We start from the raw sequence: 19,248 nt of genomic DNA on the forward strand, positions 1-19,248 counted from the left end.
TATGTAGTTATTTGATAGTAGATGTATGCTGTGGGTCTTTCCCTTTCATAGGCCATGCACTTGTAGCAGGACCGCTAACTAATCCGGAAGTTAAAGCAACCATTAGGCTTTGTTTTTCATTCTCTACATTAGTGATGGCAATGTAAATAGTACCATCGTTTCCAATAATCGGAGAACTCCAGAATTTGCCTTGTGTAGGTAACCATTCGGAAGCATAAGGGCTGTGACTGTTTGTGATAGCTCCAGCCACATCAAGTGCGGCAACAATGTCACGGCCATTTGAATCAAGAATATAGAAATTACCCTTTTCTGTGCCGAATAGAATATGTCCGTCTGCATCAATGGCAGGAGTTCCGCTTACACTTTCTGGGGATTCATACTGCCATTTAATTTCACCATTGTTTGGAGATAAAGCTATGATTCCTCCAGGAAGGTCGCCTGTTGCTTTCAATGATGCATAAACAGTTCCGTCAGTACCAATGACTAAACCACCTTGATCTTGTTTGCCTGCATTATCAATCAGTTTTTCCCATACAATAGCTCCAGTGCTACCTTCTATACAGAATATTTTCTGGGATGTTCCTCCGGTAAGTCGCATTCCATACACTCTTCCATTATAATCTACTGCTATGGATGCAAAACAGGCTTGCGACTCTGCAAATGATTTCCATTTCCATGGAACAGCTGTGTTGTCATCTCTTTCCATTTTACTTTTTTCAACTCCATGTACTCCCCAGCCACTAAGAATAACCATCATTCCTTGATTGGTAACAACGGGACCTACATAAGTCCCTCCTGCAGGGCCTGATGCGCCATTGGCCATATATGCCACACGTTTACCTGTCGATTTATCAAAAGTAACTAGAGAACCAATGGTTCCATGGTTGCCGCAATAGACGTATTTACTATCAGAGACAGCTGTCCCATACGCTAGACTGGGTTTTGAATCGGCTCCATTGTTCCAAAAGCCATCTGTTGCATTGTTGAATGCGAACCATTTCATGTTGCCATTAACGTCAATTGCAAAAAGTTTTCCGTTTCCACTAAACCCGGTGCCGATGTAAATCGTTCCATCCTCGTCAACAGAAGCAGTCATGGATGAATTTCCTGCTGCCACAGTTCCAAAACTGGGGTTTGCCATATTGAATTCCCATTGTTGTGAACCATTGGATGAGTCATAACATCGTAAGACATGGTCATTGCTATTGATATAAACCGACTTACCATCTCTTGACAATGCTGCTGTACTTCCTGCCAGCTTGGCAAGATGTGTGGAAGATGTCCATTTCAGTGACAAATCTCCAATTTGCACGATCTTATTCAATATTTCTATTGTTTTCCGGTAAATATTTGTGTTGCCGTTTCCATCTGTTATTTTCAGCGTTACGATATAGACTCCTTTGTCTTCATATATGTGCTTGGGGTTTTCTTCGGTTGATTTTTCCCCGTCTCCGAAATTCCATTTATAAGAGTAATTACCGTCGCCACCGTAAGAAGTACTGGTGAACTGTACGGCATCCTCAACAAATGCTCTTGATGCCATACTGAATGCTGCGGAAGGAATATCCTTTCCCACTTTATCTTCACTATTGCATGCTACAAATGATAATAGGCTGATTATAAGCATAAACGGAAGTGCCTGTTTCATATTTCTGGTAGTTATCATAAATATCATAATCGTTTAAGGTTGTGTTATTCGTTTTCTTTAGCTCCGGCATATCCGGGATTTTGAGGATACGCATCCGTACCTGCCATATCAATTTCCGCTTGCGGTATTGGATAGTACATCAGGTGAGTGCGTCCGTTGAGAGTTTCGAGCAGTTCGAGGCGGTTGGTGCGTTTGATGTCTTGCCATCGCATTCCTTCGGCGAAGAACTCACGGCGACGTTCGTCAAGAATTAAAGTTTGATAATCTTTGTCTGAAAGGGATTGGATAATCATCTCGGTTGGCACGGTTGTATATCTCTTTTTCATGAACTCAACCAATGTGGCTGCTCCGTTTGTTTTACCCAAGGCTTCAGCCTTTATCAGATACATTTCCGAGAGACGTGTTATAATAACCGGAGTAGATTTATAATCGGAAGTAGGGGCCAACTGGTAAGTACCATTTGGATATTTAATGACTCTATTTTTATCTTGTGCGGAGAATGTAGCATTCTTACGTATGTCTCCTTTGCGGGACAAACTGCTATCGTCGGAAAATAGATGATTGTAACACCAGTCACTTGGTGCGTAATTCCATGAAGCATCAGTATCATTTACATAGGTTGTAAAGGTGAGAGGGCTGGAAGCTCTTGAATTGTTGACAAAAGCAAAAACAATTTCAGAACTCGTACTTTCTGCACTCCAGTTTTTAGAGAAATCCAAAGAACTGCCTGTTAATGAAAAAACAGAGTTCTTCAGTACTTCGTTGGCATAATTAGCTGCATCCGGCATTTTATTCTGGAAAAGAGCAACTCGTGCTGCAAGTGCGTTGGCAGCTTCATAAGATGCATACCAGTGAGAATCATTTTTTGGCAGTAACTGGATAGAACTCTTCAGATTTTCTTCTATGAAACTCCATACGTCTGCTTCCGGAGAAATAGGTACAATATCATTCGAACGTTTGCGTAAGATGGGAACATTACCGTAGTGCGAAGCGAGACGGTAGTAAATGAATGCCCGGAAATAGTAGGCGGTACCACCCATCTTTTTCATAAATGCAGATTCTTTATTACTTGCTGCTTCGTAAGATTCAACTAAGAAGTTAACTTGATTTAATGTAGTAAACGAACTTCTCCAGAAAGAGAAAATGTTGATGGTCTGGTTGGTAAAGGAGGGAGCCATATCGCAAGGATCTGTAATAGCACCGCCACCGGGGCCTCCCTTGAAATTCTCACCTTGTAGGTCGTCTGCCCACCAATAAGTGAATACATAACTTTCCATGGTAGCATACAATCCATTTAGAAGTTTCTCTAAATCGCTGTCTGTCAAGGCTGATTGTGGAATGGCATTGCGAGGAGCTATATCATCCAGCCAACTGGAACAGCCTGTGCTAAAGACGGTTATCAGTATCGTTATAATTGCTAATTTTATATTTTTCATATCGTTATCAGTTTTAGAAGTTAATGCTTGCACCTATGATAAAACTCTTTAATGTTGCTTGTTCGCCGAAGTCTGCTCCATAGCTGTCACCAGTAGGACTACTGTCGTAAGAGAACTCCGGGTCATATCCGGAATACTTGGTGAATGTAAAGAAGTTGTCGAGTGACACAAAAACACGGGCTCCTGTTACATGAATTTTGGACAACAAGTTTTTGGGAATGTTGTAGCCTAAAGTGATAGTCTTGATTTTGAAATAAGATGCATCTTCCAAATAACGGGTGGAGACGAGATTATTACCAAAACCGCCAGAGAATGTGCCTGCCAGTGTAGGACGCGGAACTGTATTACTCGTTCCTTCACCTCTCCAATAATGATTGGCTGCATATTTGGAAATGTTATAGAATTGCTGGGAATCTACCCATGCCCCGTTTTTATATCCTTTGATATTGGCAGAAGCTATTCCAAGGTGTTCAGTACCTTCTGTTCCTCCACACCCTTTCCATGCAGATAATATTTTACCTCCGATAGCATATTGACAAAAGATAGACAAATCGAAATTTTTCCAGCTCATGTTAGAGGTAATACCACCATATACATCCGGAGTTACTTTACCTACATACATTCGGTCGGCATCGGATATGTCTCCGTCTCCGTCATAATCGAAATATTTGCAATCACCTGCACGTACTCCCTTGTCGTAAAGTTTGATGGGAATTTCAGAATCAGTTTGATAGATACCATCCTGTCGAAGCATGTAGAAGGCACTAACTGGTTGGCCAACAATTAAAGCGTGCATCACTTTTCCAGTATTGGCCCCCCCATTATTGATTTTCATATCAAGAACACCGTCCAGTGATAACAATTTATTTTTTGTATAGGTGAGATTGGTATTCATATCCCATTTAAATGATCCTTTCAGGATTTGACCGCTGAGCATCACTTCTAAACCTTTGTTCTCTAATGAACCGACGTTGGATGTGCGGCTGGTATATCCTGTTGTGGAAAGAGTACTGGTATTATACAGAAGTCCTGTTGTTTTTTGATAATATCCATCCAATGCAAAAGTAATGCGTCCATCGAAAAGTTCGGCATTGATTCCGACATTTATTTGATTAGCTTTTTCCCAAATAAGGTTAGCGGCATCTGCACCGATTTTAAATCCGGCTGCACCGTTGTATGAGCTTCCTCCCGATGTAACCAGTGACATGGCCGCCCAGTTGCTAATGCCATCCATACTACCCGTATTACCCCAACTGACACGCAGTTTCAAGTCATTCAGCGGAGTCCCTTTTGGAAAGAAAGGTTCATTGATAATGCGCCATGCAAAAGAGGCGGAAGGGAATGTGCCATAACGTTGGTCTTTAGAGAAACGTGAGGAGCCGTCACGGCGAACCGTGGCATTTAGTACGTAACGATTGTCCCAGTTCAAGGCGATGCGGCCAAAGTAAGATTCGATTCCGTATGCATTATACCCGATACTTCCTGCATAAATATTGCTGCCGGAATTTATCAGCCCGAAGTTGGATGAAGGAAATGCCCCATTACTATAATTGTCACTGTAGGCCCCGAATGTTTCATATTTGTACTCTTCATATGAATGACCGATCATAGCCGAATACATCAGTTTGTCCCAACTGTTTTCGTAAGAGAGTACATTGTCTATGATATACCGGTAGCTGACATTCTTTTGTTCTCTGATTGCTCCCCAGCCTGCTCTTTCAGCATAATCATTCTGTTCTGTGATTGTTTTTTTCTCTTCATCGAGAATACCATATACACTAAATGAAGGAGTATATTTCAAACCTTTGACAGGGGTGATGTCAAAACTTAAAGCTGCTACTCCTTGTTTTTTATGTACTGTCCATTTTTCTTCATTAAGTATCATTGCCGGATTGTGGCGGCATAGTTCTGTCGACATTGTAGTATAAGTTCCATCCTCACGGTAGGCCCCTACCCAAGGCTGTTCCTCGCGAGCGGTACGAATAACCTTTAGGCTGAGGTCTGAATCTTCTACCAAGTCGAACTTGCTATAAGAACCTGTCAGGTTTAAGTTTATCTTGAACCAACTGTTCAATTTGTGAGTGAATTTAGCGCGCAGATTGGTTTGTTGAAAACCACTAGTGCGAATGATACCTTCCTGGTCGTTAAATCCTAAAGAAGTAAAGAATGAGGTTTTGTCATTACCTCCCGATAAATTAACTGATGCGGTGGTTGTCTGTGCCATACTGCGTTGAATCTCTTTCATCCAGTCAGTTTCTGTGATCTGATCTGGGATAAAGAATTGTTTAGTATCTTTCTGCTGTACATTCCAGTTATCCACAGCTGTTTGCATGGTGCGTGTGTACTCGCTGACATTTGCCATCGGAATATCATGGGCAATCCATCCCAAGCTGTGACGTACACTTGCATTAACTTGAGTTTTACTGTTGGTGTTTCCTGACTTAGTGGTGATGATGACTACTCCATTGTTGGCACGTGAACCGTAGATCGCTGCCGCAGAAGCATCTTTCAACACATCCATTCGCTCAACATCATTTGGGTTCAGCATTGGCATTGATTCACTGGGAACACCATCGACAACGTAAAGAGGGGTACTGTTGCCTGAGATAGAGGCAATACCTCGTACTCGTACGCTAGGCTGTTCACCCGGAGTACCGCTGGCTGATGCAACGTTTACACCCGGAGTACGTCCTTGCATCATTTTAGCAACGTTGTAATCGTTACCTTGATCTACATTATCAATCTTGAGACTACTGATAGAGGTGGTAACCAATTTCTCTGACTGCGCACCATAGCCTACTACTACAACTTCGTTCAAGGCGACACTGCTTTCCTGTAAGTAAATTCTCAAATCATTTTTGGCATTTGCTTTTATTTCCTGTGGCTTGTAGCCAATGTATGATATCGTGAGAGCTTGAGAAGGGTTTGCAATAATGGTAAAGGTTCCGTTAATGTCAGTAATTACACCCGTTGTTCCTTGGGTAATGTTCGCGCCAATAACGGGAGCCCCTGTTTCGTCATAGACGATACCTTTTATTGTTTTTTTCTCTTCATTCGTTGGCTGTGCCTTTTGTTTTACTAATACGATTGTGTTATTGTTCACTGAATAAGTAATGTTCAGCGGAGTAAAAACTTGCGAAAGAATTTCCTTGATAGGTTTATTCGTACAATTTACCGTAACTTTACTTTGAACGTTGAGTACATTATTTCGATATACGAATGTATATTTGGTCTGTTTCTCTATTTGTTTCATAAAAGTTTTTACTGTGCCGTTTTGAATATTAACTGATATATTCCCCTCTTGTGCAAGGAGTACTATCGGAAATAATAGCAGTACGACAAGTAAAATGGTAAAGTTCCTAAAAAAAGAAGACTCTGCTTCCTTTGTTCTAAAAGAAAAAGTTAACTTTGTGTAATTCATAGTTGATACTATTTTTCATGTTTAATGGATTAATTTTATCGACTTACATGCAACCAAAGGATTGGGCGATTCTTTGGTTGTTTTTTCATAATTATCGGGTATCTTCCATAGGCTCCTTTCTTTTTATGTTAATAAATGGTTATTTTATCTTTATGTATTTCATACCTGAATTTGTATTGCAGGCTCAATGAATGAATAACGTTCTGTATGCTTTCGTGGCGGAAAGAACCGGATAGTAAATCTTGTCCAATTTGCGGGCATCGTAATTCGATTTTCACTCCATACCATCTTTCTATTTCTTCAATGACATCTATCAAAGGTTCGGAGTCGAATATCAGATAGTCGTCGCACCATCCGGTTATCACATGTGCGTCGGCTTTCGTTATTTTGAGTGTTTTATCTATGCTGGAGTAGGTTGCCTTTTTCCCCGGAGTAAGCACATACTCTTGTGGAAGTGAACCGCCGGAGATTTTAATTCGTCCGGTGAGTAGAGATGTTTCGATGACATTCTTCTTATAGGTGTTTACGTTGAAAGAAGTTCCCACTACTTCGATTTGCAGGTCGTTGGCTATCACTCTGAAAGGGCAGTCCGGATTCTTTACCACGTCGAAAAAGGCTTCTCCCGAAAGTTGTACTAATCGTTCCTTGGCGTTATTGACATTATATGTAATAGTGGTGGCACCATTCAATTGTACTTTAGTCCCGTCCGGCAAGATGATTTCCGATTTGCTGCCGGGTTTCACATTAGCGGTTATCATCTGCTTTGTGTCGGAAGTTTCAAATAAGGAATAAATGCCGAAAACAGAAGTGATTAACAGAGCGAAGACGGCAGCATATTTGGTAAACTGTTGCCAACGTCGTTTCCATATAATCAGACGCAGCTCTTTCTGTATCTGATTTTTCACCATTGGAGGCATTTTTATTTCTGTTGTGGTATCTTTATCCATATCTATCATGGTGTTCCAAAGTTCTTCGTCCGGCATATTGGATAGTTCTTTTTTGAACTCTCCAAAGTCAGGCGAAGGAATTCCTTGCTCTATATACTGCCGATATAAATTTTTAAAGTGTGTAGTCATATTATGGGTGTTTCTATTGGTTATACGTGAATGAAATAGGAGAGTACTATGATTTTTCTATGTTTTATAACATAAAGATTAAAAAGGTGCGAGAATGTCTTGTAAGGAGGCTTTCTATAAGAAGAAAATAAAGAGAATATTATATTTCATTATTTCGCTGCGAAGGATTTTCAGAGCGGAAGTCAGATAGTTCTTTACTGTTTGCTCGGAAAGCTCCAGTTGCTTGGCAATCTGTTTGACTGGAATATGTTTTTCTCTGCTTAGTTCATAAATCTCTCGTTCCCGTTGTGACAGAATATCTTTTGATTTCTTCAGTTGTTGCAGGAATTCATCATACAATAATAGGTCTTCCGGAGATACATCGCTCTCTTGGTTCTCGCAATACTCCATAAAGTCTTCGAATTGTAGTTCGTTGACTTGTTTGCGGAAATAATCGATTACCTGATGTTTGGCAATAGTGAAAATAAAGGCTTGCAGGTTGCCAAAGCTATTCAGTTGGCTACGGTTGTCCCATAGGCGTAAAAAGGTATCCTGAACAATATCTTGTGCCAGGGAACGATTTTTTAGTTGTTTAAGAACAAAGCTGTAAAGTCGGTCGGCGTAGGCTTCATAAATCTGGGTAAAAGCCTGGTAAGAGCCGTTGCGTAGTTCTTTTATGCACTGTATTTCGTCTATTTTCATCCTTTCTGTAATAGAAGTAGGTCAGGCAAATGTACTGAAATAATTTAGAAATAAACAAATCTATGTGAATAAATAAAGAGAAACCGATGTCCGGTAGTTGGCAGATGAATTTTATTTTGCAATCATATTACAATCATATATTGAGCTTTATTGTAGCGTCTCTTGCTTTCCGCTAATTAATTTTGTATCTTTACTGTTTTTTACCCTTGCAAAGACAAGTGGTCATCTTATGCAGTGATAAATATCACTTTATAAGGTGATATTTGTTTTTCTATAAGGTGACTATTGTCCCGTTACAACTGGACAACTACCCGAGTGCATAAACTATGATAAATCTCTGCACTGAAAATCTTTATTCTCTGCACTGAAAAGTCTTAAATATAACAATAAGATTATGGCCTTTTACAATTTAAAGAAGAAGCCTGCCTTGACTACTAAGGAAGGAGAAACGGAAACAATGTATGCCGACATTGTCTACAGTGGAACGATTCCGGCAGAACGATTGATCCGTGGCGTTGCTAAGAGAACCGGATTTAAGGAAGGAGTGATAGAAGGTATCCTTATGGAACTGAAAGAGGATGTATTGCAATATCTGGGTGAAGGATACCGTGTCGAATTAGGAGAGTTCGGTTTCTTTTCAGCCAAAGTGAAAGCTTCCCGATTGGTGGCAAATAAGAATGATATTCGTTCTGAATCCGTAGCTTTCAACGGGGTGAATTTCCGTGCCTCTAAGAGTATGCGTGTAGGTATTCGCGGAGATTTGGAGCGCAGAAAGTGTGTCGATTTCAACACTTCGCGTAAGTGGGACAGGGAGAACCTGAAGAAACTCGTCCTGCAATATATCGGAGAGCATGGCTTCATCACAAGAACCACTTATACAGAACTTACCGGGCGTTTGAAGAATACTGCATTGGACGATCTAAAATCTTTTGCAGCCGAAGGCATTATCAAGCGGGAGGGACGGGGTAATCAGATGCATTTTATAGCACCGCTACGAAAGGAACCGGATGGCGAGTAGTGAACTCTGATTGGATATGTTTAATTTGCGCTCGTGTGTCTAAAACATACTGTTATCGTCCATCATTAAATGATATTATGGCTAGAAATTTGTATCTTAGCGCCCATGTTGGGTTGCTAATCCGGTAACCGTGTATGTTTGTTTTTATAATACTTCTAAAATAAAAAACGATGTTTCAGAAACTTGTAGCTATAGAACCGGTCAGCCTGGTTCCGTCGGCCGAAAAAGCGTTGTATTCATTTGCCGGTCAGGTGGTGATGTATCCTGATATACCCGCGAGTGATGATGAAATCATTGCCCGTATCGGAGATGCCGATGCGGTGCTTTTGAGTTACACCTCCCGTATCAACCGGTATGTACTTGAATGTTGTCCGAATGTGAAATACATTGGAATGTGTTGCTCGCTCTATTCCCCCGAAAGTGCCAATGTCGATATTCGTTATGCCAATGAACGGGGGATCACGGTAACGGGTATCCGGGATTATGGTGATGAGGGAGTGGTAGAATATGTCGTCAGTGAGTTGGTGCGCTGTTTGCATGGCTTCGGGCAGGAATCATGGGAGGAGTTGCCTCGTGAGATTACCGGATTGAAAGTCGGAATAGTCGGACTGGGTAAGTCAGGCGGCATGATAGCGGATGCTTTGAAGTTCTTTGGTGCTGATATTTCATATTATGCCCGCAGTGAGAAAGAAGCGGCAACTGCCAAAGGATATTGCTTTTTGCCATTGGAGAAACTTCTTGCAGAGAGTGAAGTCATTTGTTGTTGCCTTAATAAAAATACGGTTCTGCTGCATGCAGAGGAATTCAGGCAGATGGGTAACCGGAAGATATTATTCAATACCGGTTTGTCACCGGCATGGGATGAGGCTGCTTTCACTGAATGGCTGGAAGGTGATAACCTTTGCTTTTGTGATACGATAGGCGCATTGGGGAGTGAGCAACTGCTCAATCACCCGCATGTACGTTGTATGCAGGTATCTACTGGCCGCACGCGTCAGGCGTTTGATCGCCTGAGCGCAAAAGTATTGGCCAATCTGTCAGAATACAATGGGTGAAGCGATATTAATCAGGGTGCTCACTACTGACCACCCTGCAATATCCGATGTAGCACTATAAATGTCTACTACGGCATGCACCTGGTCATTTTTGATTTCTACCCTTTGCGTATCTCCCACAAATCCGGGGGTAGATTGTATGGATACCTGCATGTTCTCCGGACCGACAGAAGCTCGTGAGGCGGCAACTGTAACATTCACTTTGGTTGGAAAGAGGCGAATAGCTTCCGCAGCACTTCCGGAGAAAACGGTACGTTGCTCCGTTTGCAAAGAATCATCATAAGCGGGAGTCCCTTTGAGTCCGTTAGGACCTTTTTCATTGAAGAAGCGGGCCGTCGTATTTCCCATCAGAGAGGCAGTTCTTAAAACATCGAATCCACCGGTAGCTCCGGATGCGATATAGATTCGTGTACCATTTGCCTTGGCTGTTTCTGCCACTTCCTGATAGAATGTCTCGTCTGCCAAGGCACCGATAGACAAGGTAATGACAGAGGTTCCGTTTCTCAATGCTGGCAAAGCCAATTCCCGCATAGCGGCAGGAGAGGCCGATTCCACCAAATAATCTGGTTTTAATGCTAATAACTCTTCCAATGTGGCGCAAGCAATGCAAGGCTTGCCATGTTGCTGCATTTTATGAACGATGTGCGCTGCTTTTGAAGCCGTACGCGAATAGACACCTACCAAGTCATAATCTGGTAATAAGCCTTTGACAACTGCATCCGCAACGATTCCTGCAAGTCGTCCACATCCTACAATGACTAACTTTTTCATGCAACAAAGATAATACTTTTATTGGTAAGAGCTTGGATTGGTAATATGGTATTTATTTTCATCAGGTCTGTATCTGGGAATGGATTTGTCTGATAGAGTAAGACTCATTTTTATTAATAATAATGTAACATATACTCTGTCTGGCTTCTGTTTTTTCTTTATAATAGTCTGTTTGTTCCTTTAATTTATGAGCCATTTATAGTTAGGTTACGAAGATTTTCTCTACATTTGTCCGGTTAATCTCTATCATCTCATACTCACTAAAGTCTATCCGCCCAATGAAAAAGAACTGTCTACTCTGCTTTTTGCTCTTCTTTTCCTGTTATTCGGCTTTTGCTGGTGAAAGCCTGGATTCATTGTTGAATGTGCTTGATAAAACGATTAAGGAAGCCGATACTTATGTACAGATCAAAGAGAATAAACTCCATGAACTGAAAAAAGAAGCACGAAAGACACCTCCCGTTTCTGTCGAACGCTATCATCTGAATAACGATATTTATCTTGAATATAAAGCATACAGTTCCGATTCCGCACTCCACTATCTGAATGAAAATATGCTGCTGGCCCGCCAGTTGAATGACAAAGAGCGGGAACTTAAAATTCAATTGGAGCTATCCTATCTGTTATCCTCCATCGGAATGTATATGGAAGCAGCGGATATACTTAACTCAATTGATCGTCAGACATTGCCATCGTCTCTTTTGGGATATTACTATACTTGTTACGAGCATGTATATTTCGAAGCAGGAGCGGCACAACCCCGATATAAGATGTTTGCTTCCCGTTATGCGAAATTGAGCCATGCATACCGTGATTCGATGCAGGTCACTTTAGATCCGTCCTCGGCTACATACCTGTGGTTGCGTGAGACGCAATTAAGAGAAGCCGGAAAATACGATGAGGCTCTTGAATTCAGTGACCGCCGGCTCGCGGAATCTTCTTTCGGCACACCTCAATATGCACTGGTAGCCTATCAGCGTTTCCGTCTTTTTGAGAGCATGGGCAAGAAAGACGAGCATTTGTATTATCTGGTGCTTTCAGCCATTTCAGATGTGCGTTCCGCCATTAAGGAGCAATCTTCTTTGATGGTACTGGCACAAGAACTGAATAGAAAAGGAGATTTGAAACGTGCCTATGACTATATCAATTTCTCATGGGAAATATCACAATTCTATAAAACGCGGTTGCGAAGCTGGATGAATATCACCCCGCTTTCTATGATAAACGGGAATTATCAGGATATTATCAAGCAGCAGAACCGGGAATTACTGATCTATATTACGTGCGTAGCCTTGTTGGCATTACTGTTGGTGATTGCATTAATCTATATCTATCGGCAGATGAAAGCCCTTTCCATCGCCAAAAAAGGATTGCAGGAAGTAAACGAACGGCTCTTCTCGTTAAATGAAGAACTTGAAGAAGTGAACCGTCATCTTCGCTCCACCAATCTCGAGCTTTCCGAGTCCAATCTCATTAAAGAAGCCTATATTGCCCGTTTCTTCAAACTGTGCTCTGTATATGTAGACCGTTTGCAAGCGTACAGAAAGCTGGTAAACAAGAAACTGCAATGCGGACAAGTGGCAGAATTGCTCAAGATGACACATTTTAGCAATGACATTGTAACCGTTGAAGTGCAAGAATTATATGCGAACTTTGATTCCGCTTTTCTGCATCTCTTTCCTAATTTCGTGGAATCTCTCAATGCCTTATTATTGCCGGAAGAACAAATCGTTTTGAAACCGGATGAACTACTGAATACCGAACTGCGTATTTTTGCTTTGATACGTTTGGGAATAAAAGACAGTTCGCAGATTGCGGAACTTCTGCATTACTCGGTGAATACAATCTATAATTACCGTTCGAGAGTAAAAACAAAAGCACGTGTTTCACGAGATGATTTTGAAGATTTGGTGGCAAAAATCCGTTAATAAAATCTGTGCCCAATCTACCTTTTAATGTGAGCTTATTTAGAAATAAGATATTAATAATCAAGTGGTTATTTCTTTGAGAGAATTGTAGATTTCCACTTATATTCCCTTTGCTATTTTTTATCGGGGCATTTCCCTCTATTTTTGTCATAACCGAACGGAACGAACAGGTTCCGCCTTCGGGAGTTCCTTATTTTTATTAACCTTTATAGAAATACAAATGAAAAATGAATTACTGCATTTTTTTGTTCCGGAAAAAGGAAGAAGAACAAAACGCCAGCCGATAAGCTGGTTATGCTGTTGGGCTATTCTATTGGGAATAGTTTGCAACGCTTGCTCTGACGATGATCCTGTGAAAAAGAATCCTTACCTGCAAGTAAGTACCCGTGCCCTGCTGAAAGAAGTGGTGGAGGTCAAATTCAACAACATTGATGGAAATACCGATATTACTGTCGATTTTGGTGACGGGACGGTCAAGGAAGGAAAAGCTGCTACCCCTATCACTTATGCCTATACCCAAAGTGGCGACTACACACTGCATGTTACAGCAGGTCAGTATGAGGTGCAGAAGAGAATCCGTATTTATAATCTGTTGGCACTGACGGAGGCGATGAAGCAATTCAGAGAGCCGGACAACAAAAAAGTATGGGTCATGACACACCGGGCGCACACGTCGGACAGGACTGTTCCCGAAAATTCAGTCTCTTCCGTAGAAGATGCCATTGATTCGGGCGCGGAAGTGATCGAGTGTGATACTCATGTGACAAGCGACGGAGTGGTAGTGGTATGCCATGACCAAACCATTAATGCCACTACGGATGGTACAGGCGACATCACAAAAATGACCTATGCGGAATTACAGAAGTACAACCTGAAAGACCGGAATGGCCGGGTGACTGATGAGAAAATGCCTACTCTGGAAGAGTTTCTGAAAGCAGGACGCGGTAGAATCTATTACAACCTCGACTACTCTCCGCGCACGGCTACTTCCCAGCAGGTGGTGGATATCGTGATGAAGCTGGATATGATGGAATCTGTATTCTTCTATTGTAACAGTGCACAGAAAGCGGAAGAAGTATTGGGCATTACTCCTAAAGCACATGTGTATACATGGACAGGAAGTCATAAACCGATGATAGGGCTGCCGGGCAATTACTTTGTGCAATACAGTTACCTGACAAACGGGAAAAGCACTCCTTTGGGAAGTTCAATCAATGACGGAATGCTTGCTACGGTAAATATGCTTCCGACAAGTGGCAGTAGCGTATCCGAATGGACACTGAACGAGGATTATCTGAATGAACTCTTGCAAATCTATCCGATGGTATGTATGATACAGACGGATTTACCGGACTTGTTGATTCCGGCATTACAGGCAAGAGGGCTTCGTTAACTTTATCATCTAATATAAAAATCATCTATTTATGAGAAATATTCATTTCAAAACGTGTACCTGTCTGTTAGGTATATTGCTGATGCTGTTTTCCGGTATTCAGGCAAGAGGAGCTTCTTTAGAAGTGCAGCAGGAACGTAAAATATCCGGTACGGTGATCGACGAAAAGGGGGAACCTGTCATCGGAGCTTCGGTGGTAGTTGTAGAGACGAAACAAGGCACCATCACCAATATTGACGGTAAATTCCAGGTGAATGCTCCGCAGAACGGACGTTTAAAAATCTCTTATATCGGTTATGAGACACAAGAGGTGGCTATCAAAGACCGGCAGTCATTGAAAATCGTGTTGAAAGAAGAATCCACAGCGTTGAATGAAGTGGTAGTGGTGGGTTATGGTACGATGAAACGGAAAGAAATGACCTCGGCTATTTCGCATGTCGGTGCGAAAGACCTGAATCAAATCTCCAGTCTCGATGCTTCTATGCTGTTGCAGGGAAAAGTATCCAGTGTATCTGTTTCCAATACGGCTTTGGCCGATCCGAACAGTACGGGAAGTATCCAGATTCGTGGTATATCTTCGCGTAATGCCGGGCTGGGCCCGTTGATTGTTGTAGACGGAGTGCCGGGAGGCGATATGACGAATATCAATCCCGCCGATATTGAATCGATCGATGTGTTGAAAGACGGTGCCGCTTCCGCTATCTACGGTACGCGGGGTAGCAACGGTGTGATCCTTGTGAATCTGAAAAAAGGAACCCGTGACGGGGAAGTGCATACGACTTACAGCGCTGCCGTCACCTTCAATAAAGCAAAGAAAGAGCTCGACATTATGAATGCGGAAGAATATCGTGCTTACCGCACGGTTTCTAATCCACTTTCCGATATGGGAGCCAGTACGGACTGGTTTGATGCCGTTACCCGTTTGGGAGTGACACACATGCACACGTTGACCTTCTCCGGAGGTAATGCGAGAACCAATTATCGCGTAACAGCCGATTATCGAAAAGCGCAGGGAATCGACTTGCGTTCCGACCGTCGGGAATATGGTGCGCGTGCTACTATCAGCCACACAACGAAAGACGGCTTGTTTACCTTTGCAGCTAACATGACTCCCCGTGTCATCGACCGGAACAAGTCAGCCAGTGTCTATGGCAGTGTCATCAAGAATAATCCGACAATGCCGGTTTATGATCCTGAATCAGCTAACGGATACTATCGTTTTCCGTCCGGAGGCGACAGCTCGAATATTGTCGAACAATTGAATGAGGAAGAGAATGGCACAGAGATTAAATTGCTGGAATGGAATGCTACTGCTGCCGTTAATTTGTTGCCGTTGTTCAATCCTAAGAATCCGAACATGGTCTTGAAATCACAGGTTACTGTTTCACAGTATCAGGTGGATAAGTTCAACGGATGGTTCATCCCGTCTACTTATGGTCCCAATGTCAATTCGGGCGTTGCCGGAAAAGCGAGCCGTGACTTTGATAAAAACACTAACAACAATCTCGAATGGGTGACCAACTTCTCTACACGTATCAAGGATCATCAAATCCGTGCAATGGTAGGTTATAGCTACAATTATGGGGTAAGTTCGGGTATGGGAGCCGAGAACTGGGACTTCTCTTCCGACGGATTGACGTACAATAATCTGGGCTCCGGTCTGGAAGCAGCCAAAGAAGGAAAAACCATGATGAGTTCTTATAAGAATGACCATAAATTAATCAGCTTCTTCGGACGTGTCAATTACGATTGGAAAGAGCGCTATTTGTTCACTTTCTCTTTACGCCACGAAGGTTCCTCCCGCTTTGGTGAGAATCATAAATGGGGTAATTTCCCGGCGGTATCTGTCGGCTGGCGTATCTCGGATGAGAAGTTTATGAAAGGATTTTCATGGATTGACGACTTGAAAGTGCGTTATGACTATGGGGTGACAGGTAATCAGGAAATAGGTAACTACCAGTCTTTGGCAACCTATAGAGCCTATGGCTGGTATCAGTATGGCGGCAACAACTTCCATGTATGGGGACCGAGTAAGAATGTCAACTCGGAACTCCGTTGGGAGAAAGGGCACAACCAGAATATCGGTTTGGACTTCTCGCTTTTCAAACACAAAGTGACCGGTTCATTTAACTATTTCCACCGTAAACAAAGCGATTTGCTCGGTAGCTATTCCGTATCGGTTCCACCCAATTTGTTCTCTACCATCTATGCCAATGTGGGTACATTGCGCAATACCGGTTTTGAGCTTGATATAACTGTAAATGCTGTCCGGACAAAGGATTTTACTTATAGTTTCACTTTAGTGGGAGCCACTAATAACAATAAGTTTGTCAGCTTCTCCAATGATGTGTACAAGGGACAGAAATATTACTCCACCTGCAACATGGCGAATCCTAACAATCCAGGATATTTGCAGCGGATTGAAGAAGGAGAACGTATCGGCAACTACTTCACCTACCGTTATGCGGGAGTGGACAAAAAGGGTGACTGGCTGATTTATGACAAGAAAGGAAATGTGATTCCTGTTGCGCAGGGTACGGAAGAAGACAAGGCAGTGACCGGAAACGGTTTGCCGAAATTCACCGGTTCTATGACGCACAACTTCACTTACAAGAACTTCGATTTGACTGTTGCTCTGCGCGGTGCTGCCGGATTTGACATCTTTAACGTGCATGATTTCTATTTCGGCTTGCAGAGTATGAGTACCAATCAGTTGACCACCGCTTATTCGAAGAATGCACATATCACAACAGGTAAGAATGTGATTACCGACTATTTCATTGAGCCGGGTGATTACCTGAAGATAGACAACATTACTTTAGGATATACGATGAACCTGAATAAGAAGTATATTGAAAAGATACGTTTGTTCGGCACAGCCAACAATCTTTATACATTCACGAAGTTCACCGGTGTAGACCCTTCTACCTACGAAGTGAACGGACTGACACCGGGTACTTTCGGAGGAGGATACAACTATTATCCGTCTGCCTTCCAGTTTATTTTAGGTTTACAAGTTAGTTTTTAAAAAAAGAACCATTATGAAAATAACAAAATATATCATAGGATTAAGTATGATGGCGGGCACAGTGTTAGGCTTACCGTCTTGTACGGATCTGTCGGAAACGGTGTATGACCAGGTGATGTCCAAGAACTATTATAACACGAAACAGGATGTTATCAACGCCGTCTTCCGTCCCTTTGAGCACATGTATTGCTGTATCTGGATACGCCATGAGAACGAGGAACTTCCCGCAGACCAGTTGATTACTCCCACTCGTGGCACTTGGTGGTACGATGGAGGTTTGTGGGAAATGTATCACCGTCATCAATATGATGATATCAATCAGGGCGACTGGTTGAGCGAATGGGAAAACTTTTATGTAGGTATCGGCCAATGCAATATGGTATTGGACGACTTGAACCAATTGAATCCGTCCAATTATGGTTTGAGTGACAGTGAATTTGAAAGTTTTAAAGCGCAGTTGCGCTGTATGCGTGCCTGGGGTTATCTCCGTCTGTTGAATACCCATCGCAACTGTATTCTCACCACTACATCAGACCAGGCTGTGAACGAACTGCCGGAAAATCGGAAGCAAGTCTCTCCGCAAATCATGTTCGATTTCATCGAGAGTGAATTGAAAGATTACTGTCTGGCGGCCTTGCCCTCCAAGAGTGGACAATCCGGGAATGGTAGCCAACAGGGACAGTTCACGAAAGCTGCTGCGGCATCCTTATTGGTGCGTCTCTATTTGAATGCGGAGGTATGGATTGGTCAGGCGAAATGGCAGGAATGTATCGATATGTGTAAACGTATCACGGGAGGAGAGTTCGGATATTATGCGATTGCGGATAACTGGTATGAACCTTTCGACTGGAACAATGAAATGTGCAATGAGGTGATCTTCGGTTTTCCCGGTTCTTACGGGCTGACCAGCTGGCATCTGCAAAATGACAGAAGAACGGTTTACGGACGTGGTTTGCCTTATGGTAGTGCGTATTACCTGAAAATAGAGGGAAACGGCGAACGGAATCCGAAATACGCGCTTTCACCGAGCTATGACAATCAGCAGCCACGCGAACTGTTCGACTATGGATTAGGAATGGTTACCCGGAAGTTTGCCAAATATCAGGGAGACATACGTTATAAGCAATATGTAAACACCGGTAACAATACCCGCGAAGGTATGTTTTTTCTCGAAGGTAAGATTGCCAACTCCGCTGTCAGTGGAGGATATGCCAAGAACCCGGATAATCAATATGTGATTTATTTGCGTGACCAGGTCGGACGATTCGAAGGGAATGCAGAGTCAGGTTATATCTCCAATCCAGCTTATAAGGAATCTAAATTGGGGAATGGTGACTTTAACTCCGGACTTTACTGTGTGAAGTATCCTTTCTATCCGTTTACAGGAGGTTATTATATCGAGTCCGACTATACAGAGATTCGTTTGGCAGAGATTATTTATTCTCAAGCTGAAGCCCTTCTCCGTCTCGGACAGGCAGGTGAGGCTGGTAAATTGCTGAACAGCGTGCGTAAGCGCAACTACGAAAACTTTACAGCGAATATCGCTTACCAGCCGGAAGGCAACGTGGTACTCGATCAGAAAGAAATGCTGGATGAGTGGGGACGGGAATTTCTGGCGGAAAGCCGTCGTCGTACAGACTTGATTCGTTTTGGCAGGTATCAGGAAGCATGGTGGGACAAACCACGGGATGCGGACAAGCATTATGAACTGTTCCCTTTGTCGCAGACACAACTGGAACAGAATGAATACCTGAAACAGAATCCCGGTTATCCGGATATTGCCCGGTGAAATC

Annotated in this window: 12 protein-coding genes; 6 read left to right on the forward strand and 6 right to left on the reverse strand. The window is 42.6% G+C overall.

Translation table 11 applies throughout. The features are described from left to right. Nucleotides 1–7 precede the first annotated feature (7 nt). The 5 genes from DW173_RS04235 to DW173_RS04255 form a co-directional block, all read right to left on the reverse strand. Nucleotides 8–1,666, reverse strand: a complete 1,659-nt coding sequence (locus DW173_RS04235; protein ID WP_270292840.1) for a PQQ-binding-like beta-propeller repeat protein — start codon at nt 1,664–1,666, stop codon at nt 8–10. A gap of 26 nt (nt 1,667–1,692) precedes the next feature. After that, nucleotides 1,693–3,084, reverse strand: coding sequence for a RagB/SusD family nutrient uptake outer membrane protein (locus tag DW173_RS04240; RefSeq protein ID WP_118195155.1), 1,392 nt, complete (start codon nt 3,082–3,084; stop codon nt 1,693–1,695). 13 nt (nt 3,085–3,097) lie between these two features. Continuing rightward, on the reverse strand, nt 3,098–6,505 hold the full coding sequence (locus DW173_RS04245; RefSeq protein ID WP_120143828.1) for a TonB-dependent receptor: 3,408 nt from the start codon (nt 6,503–6,505) through the stop codon (nt 3,098–3,100). Between the two features lie 128 nt (nt 6,506–6,633). Beyond that, the gene (locus tag DW173_RS04250) at nt 6,634–7,581 is read right to left on the reverse strand and encodes a FecR family protein (protein ID WP_118195092.1); all 948 of its coding nucleotides are present in this window, start codon (nt 7,579–7,581) and stop codon (nt 6,634–6,636) included. Between the two features lie 114 nt (nt 7,582–7,695). Further along, nucleotides 7,696–8,262 (reverse strand): RNA polymerase sigma factor, encoded by a 567-nt coding sequence (locus tag DW173_RS04255; protein WP_118195094.1) that lies wholly within the window; start codon nt 8,260–8,262, stop codon nt 7,696–7,698. A 394-nt stretch (nt 8,263–8,656) separates the two neighbouring features. On the opposite strand from DW173_RS04255, the gene DW173_RS04260 reads away from it, so the two are divergent. Both DW173_RS04260 and DW173_RS04265 read left to right on the forward strand, forming a co-directional pair. Then, the gene (locus DW173_RS04260; protein ID WP_120143830.1) at nt 8,657–9,280 is read left to right on the forward strand and encodes an HU family DNA-binding protein; all 624 of its coding nucleotides are present in this window, start codon (nt 8,657–8,659) and stop codon (nt 9,278–9,280) included. Nucleotides 9,281–9,450: 170 nt separating this feature from the next. Beyond that, a complete protein-coding gene (locus DW173_RS04265; protein WP_120143831.1) occupies nt 9,451–10,335 on the forward strand; it encodes an NAD(P)-dependent oxidoreductase in 885 nt (294 codons plus the stop codon). Here DW173_RS04265 and DW173_RS04270 read toward each other — a convergent pair. After that, a complete protein-coding gene (locus DW173_RS04270; protein ID WP_120143833.1) occupies nt 10,318–11,106 on the reverse strand; it encodes an aspartate dehydrogenase domain-containing protein in 789 nt (262 codons plus the stop codon). The two genes, DW173_RS04265 and DW173_RS04270, sit on opposite strands and share 18 nt — an antisense overlap. A gap of 278 nt (nt 11,107–11,384) precedes the next feature. On the opposite strand from DW173_RS04270, the gene DW173_RS04275 reads away from it, so the two are divergent. The 4 genes from DW173_RS04275 to DW173_RS04290 all read left to right on the forward strand — a co-directional run bounded on the left by DW173_RS04275 (nt 11,385) and on the right by DW173_RS04290 (nt 19,244). Continuing rightward, complete coding sequence (locus DW173_RS04275) at nt 11,385–13,034, forward strand: DUF6377 domain-containing protein (protein ID WP_120143835.1); 1,650 nt, start codon at nt 11,385–11,387, stop codon at nt 13,032–13,034. A gap of 220 nt (nt 13,035–13,254) precedes the next feature. Next, on the forward strand, nt 13,255–14,427 hold the full coding sequence (locus DW173_RS04280) for a glycerophosphodiester phosphodiesterase family protein (protein ID WP_118195100.1): 1,173 nt from the start codon (nt 13,255–13,257) through the stop codon (nt 14,425–14,427). A 31-nt stretch (nt 14,428–14,458) separates the two neighbouring features. Further along, nucleotides 14,459–17,455, forward strand: a complete 2,997-nt coding sequence (locus tag DW173_RS04285; RefSeq protein WP_118195102.1) for a SusC/RagA family TonB-linked outer membrane protein — start codon at nt 14,459–14,461, stop codon at nt 17,453–17,455. Nucleotides 17,456–17,468: 13 nt separating this feature from the next. Beyond that, the gene (locus DW173_RS04290) at nt 17,469–19,244 is read left to right on the forward strand and encodes a RagB/SusD family nutrient uptake outer membrane protein (protein WP_118195104.1); all 1,776 of its coding nucleotides are present in this window, start codon (nt 17,469–17,471) and stop codon (nt 19,242–19,244) included. Nucleotides 19,245–19,248: the final 4 nt, after the last annotated feature.

It is taken from the genome of Bacteroides sp. AM16-13 (assembly GCF_003602705.1).
GTDB lineage: Bacteria > Bacteroidota > Bacteroidia > Bacteroidales > Bacteroidaceae > Bacteroides > Bacteroides xylanisolvens.

Coding starts and splice junctions, on each gene's coding strand:
- DW173_RS04235 (WP_270292840.1), bottom strand. CDS start 1,666: ATGATAACTACCAGAAATATGAAACAGGCACTTCCGTTTATGCTTATA.
- DW173_RS04240 (WP_118195155.1), bottom strand. CDS start 3,084: ATGAAAAATATAAAATTAGCAATTATAACGATACTGATAACCGTCTTT.
- DW173_RS04245 (WP_120143828.1), bottom strand. CDS start 6,505: ATGAATTACACAAAGTTAACTTTTTCTTTTAGAACAAAGGAAGCAGAG.
- DW173_RS04250 (WP_118195092.1), bottom strand. CDS start 7,581: ATGACTACACACTTTAAAAATTTATATCGGCAGTATATAGAGCAAGGA.
- DW173_RS04255 (WP_118195094.1), bottom strand. CDS start 8,262: ATGAAAATAGACGAAATACAGTGCATAAAAGAACTACGCAACGGCTCT.
- DW173_RS04260 (WP_120143830.1), top strand. CDS start 8,657: ATGGCCTTTTACAATTTAAAGAAGAAGCCTGCCTTGACTACTAAGGAA.
- DW173_RS04265 (WP_120143831.1), top strand. CDS start 9,451: ATGTTTCAGAAACTTGTAGCTATAGAACCGGTCAGCCTGGTTCCGTCG.
- DW173_RS04270 (WP_120143833.1), bottom strand. CDS start 11,106: ATGAAAAAGTTAGTCATTGTAGGATGTGGACGACTTGCAGGAATCGTT.
- DW173_RS04275 (WP_120143835.1), top strand. CDS start 11,385: ATGAAAAAGAACTGTCTACTCTGCTTTTTGCTCTTCTTTTCCTGTTAT.
- DW173_RS04280 (WP_118195100.1), top strand. CDS start 13,255: ATGAAAAATGAATTACTGCATTTTTTTGTTCCGGAAAAAGGAAGAAGA.
- DW173_RS04285 (WP_118195102.1), top strand. CDS start 14,459: ATGAGAAATATTCATTTCAAAACGTGTACCTGTCTGTTAGGTATATTG.
- DW173_RS04290 (WP_118195104.1), top strand. CDS start 17,469: ATGAAAATAACAAAATATATCATAGGATTAAGTATGATGGCGGGCACA.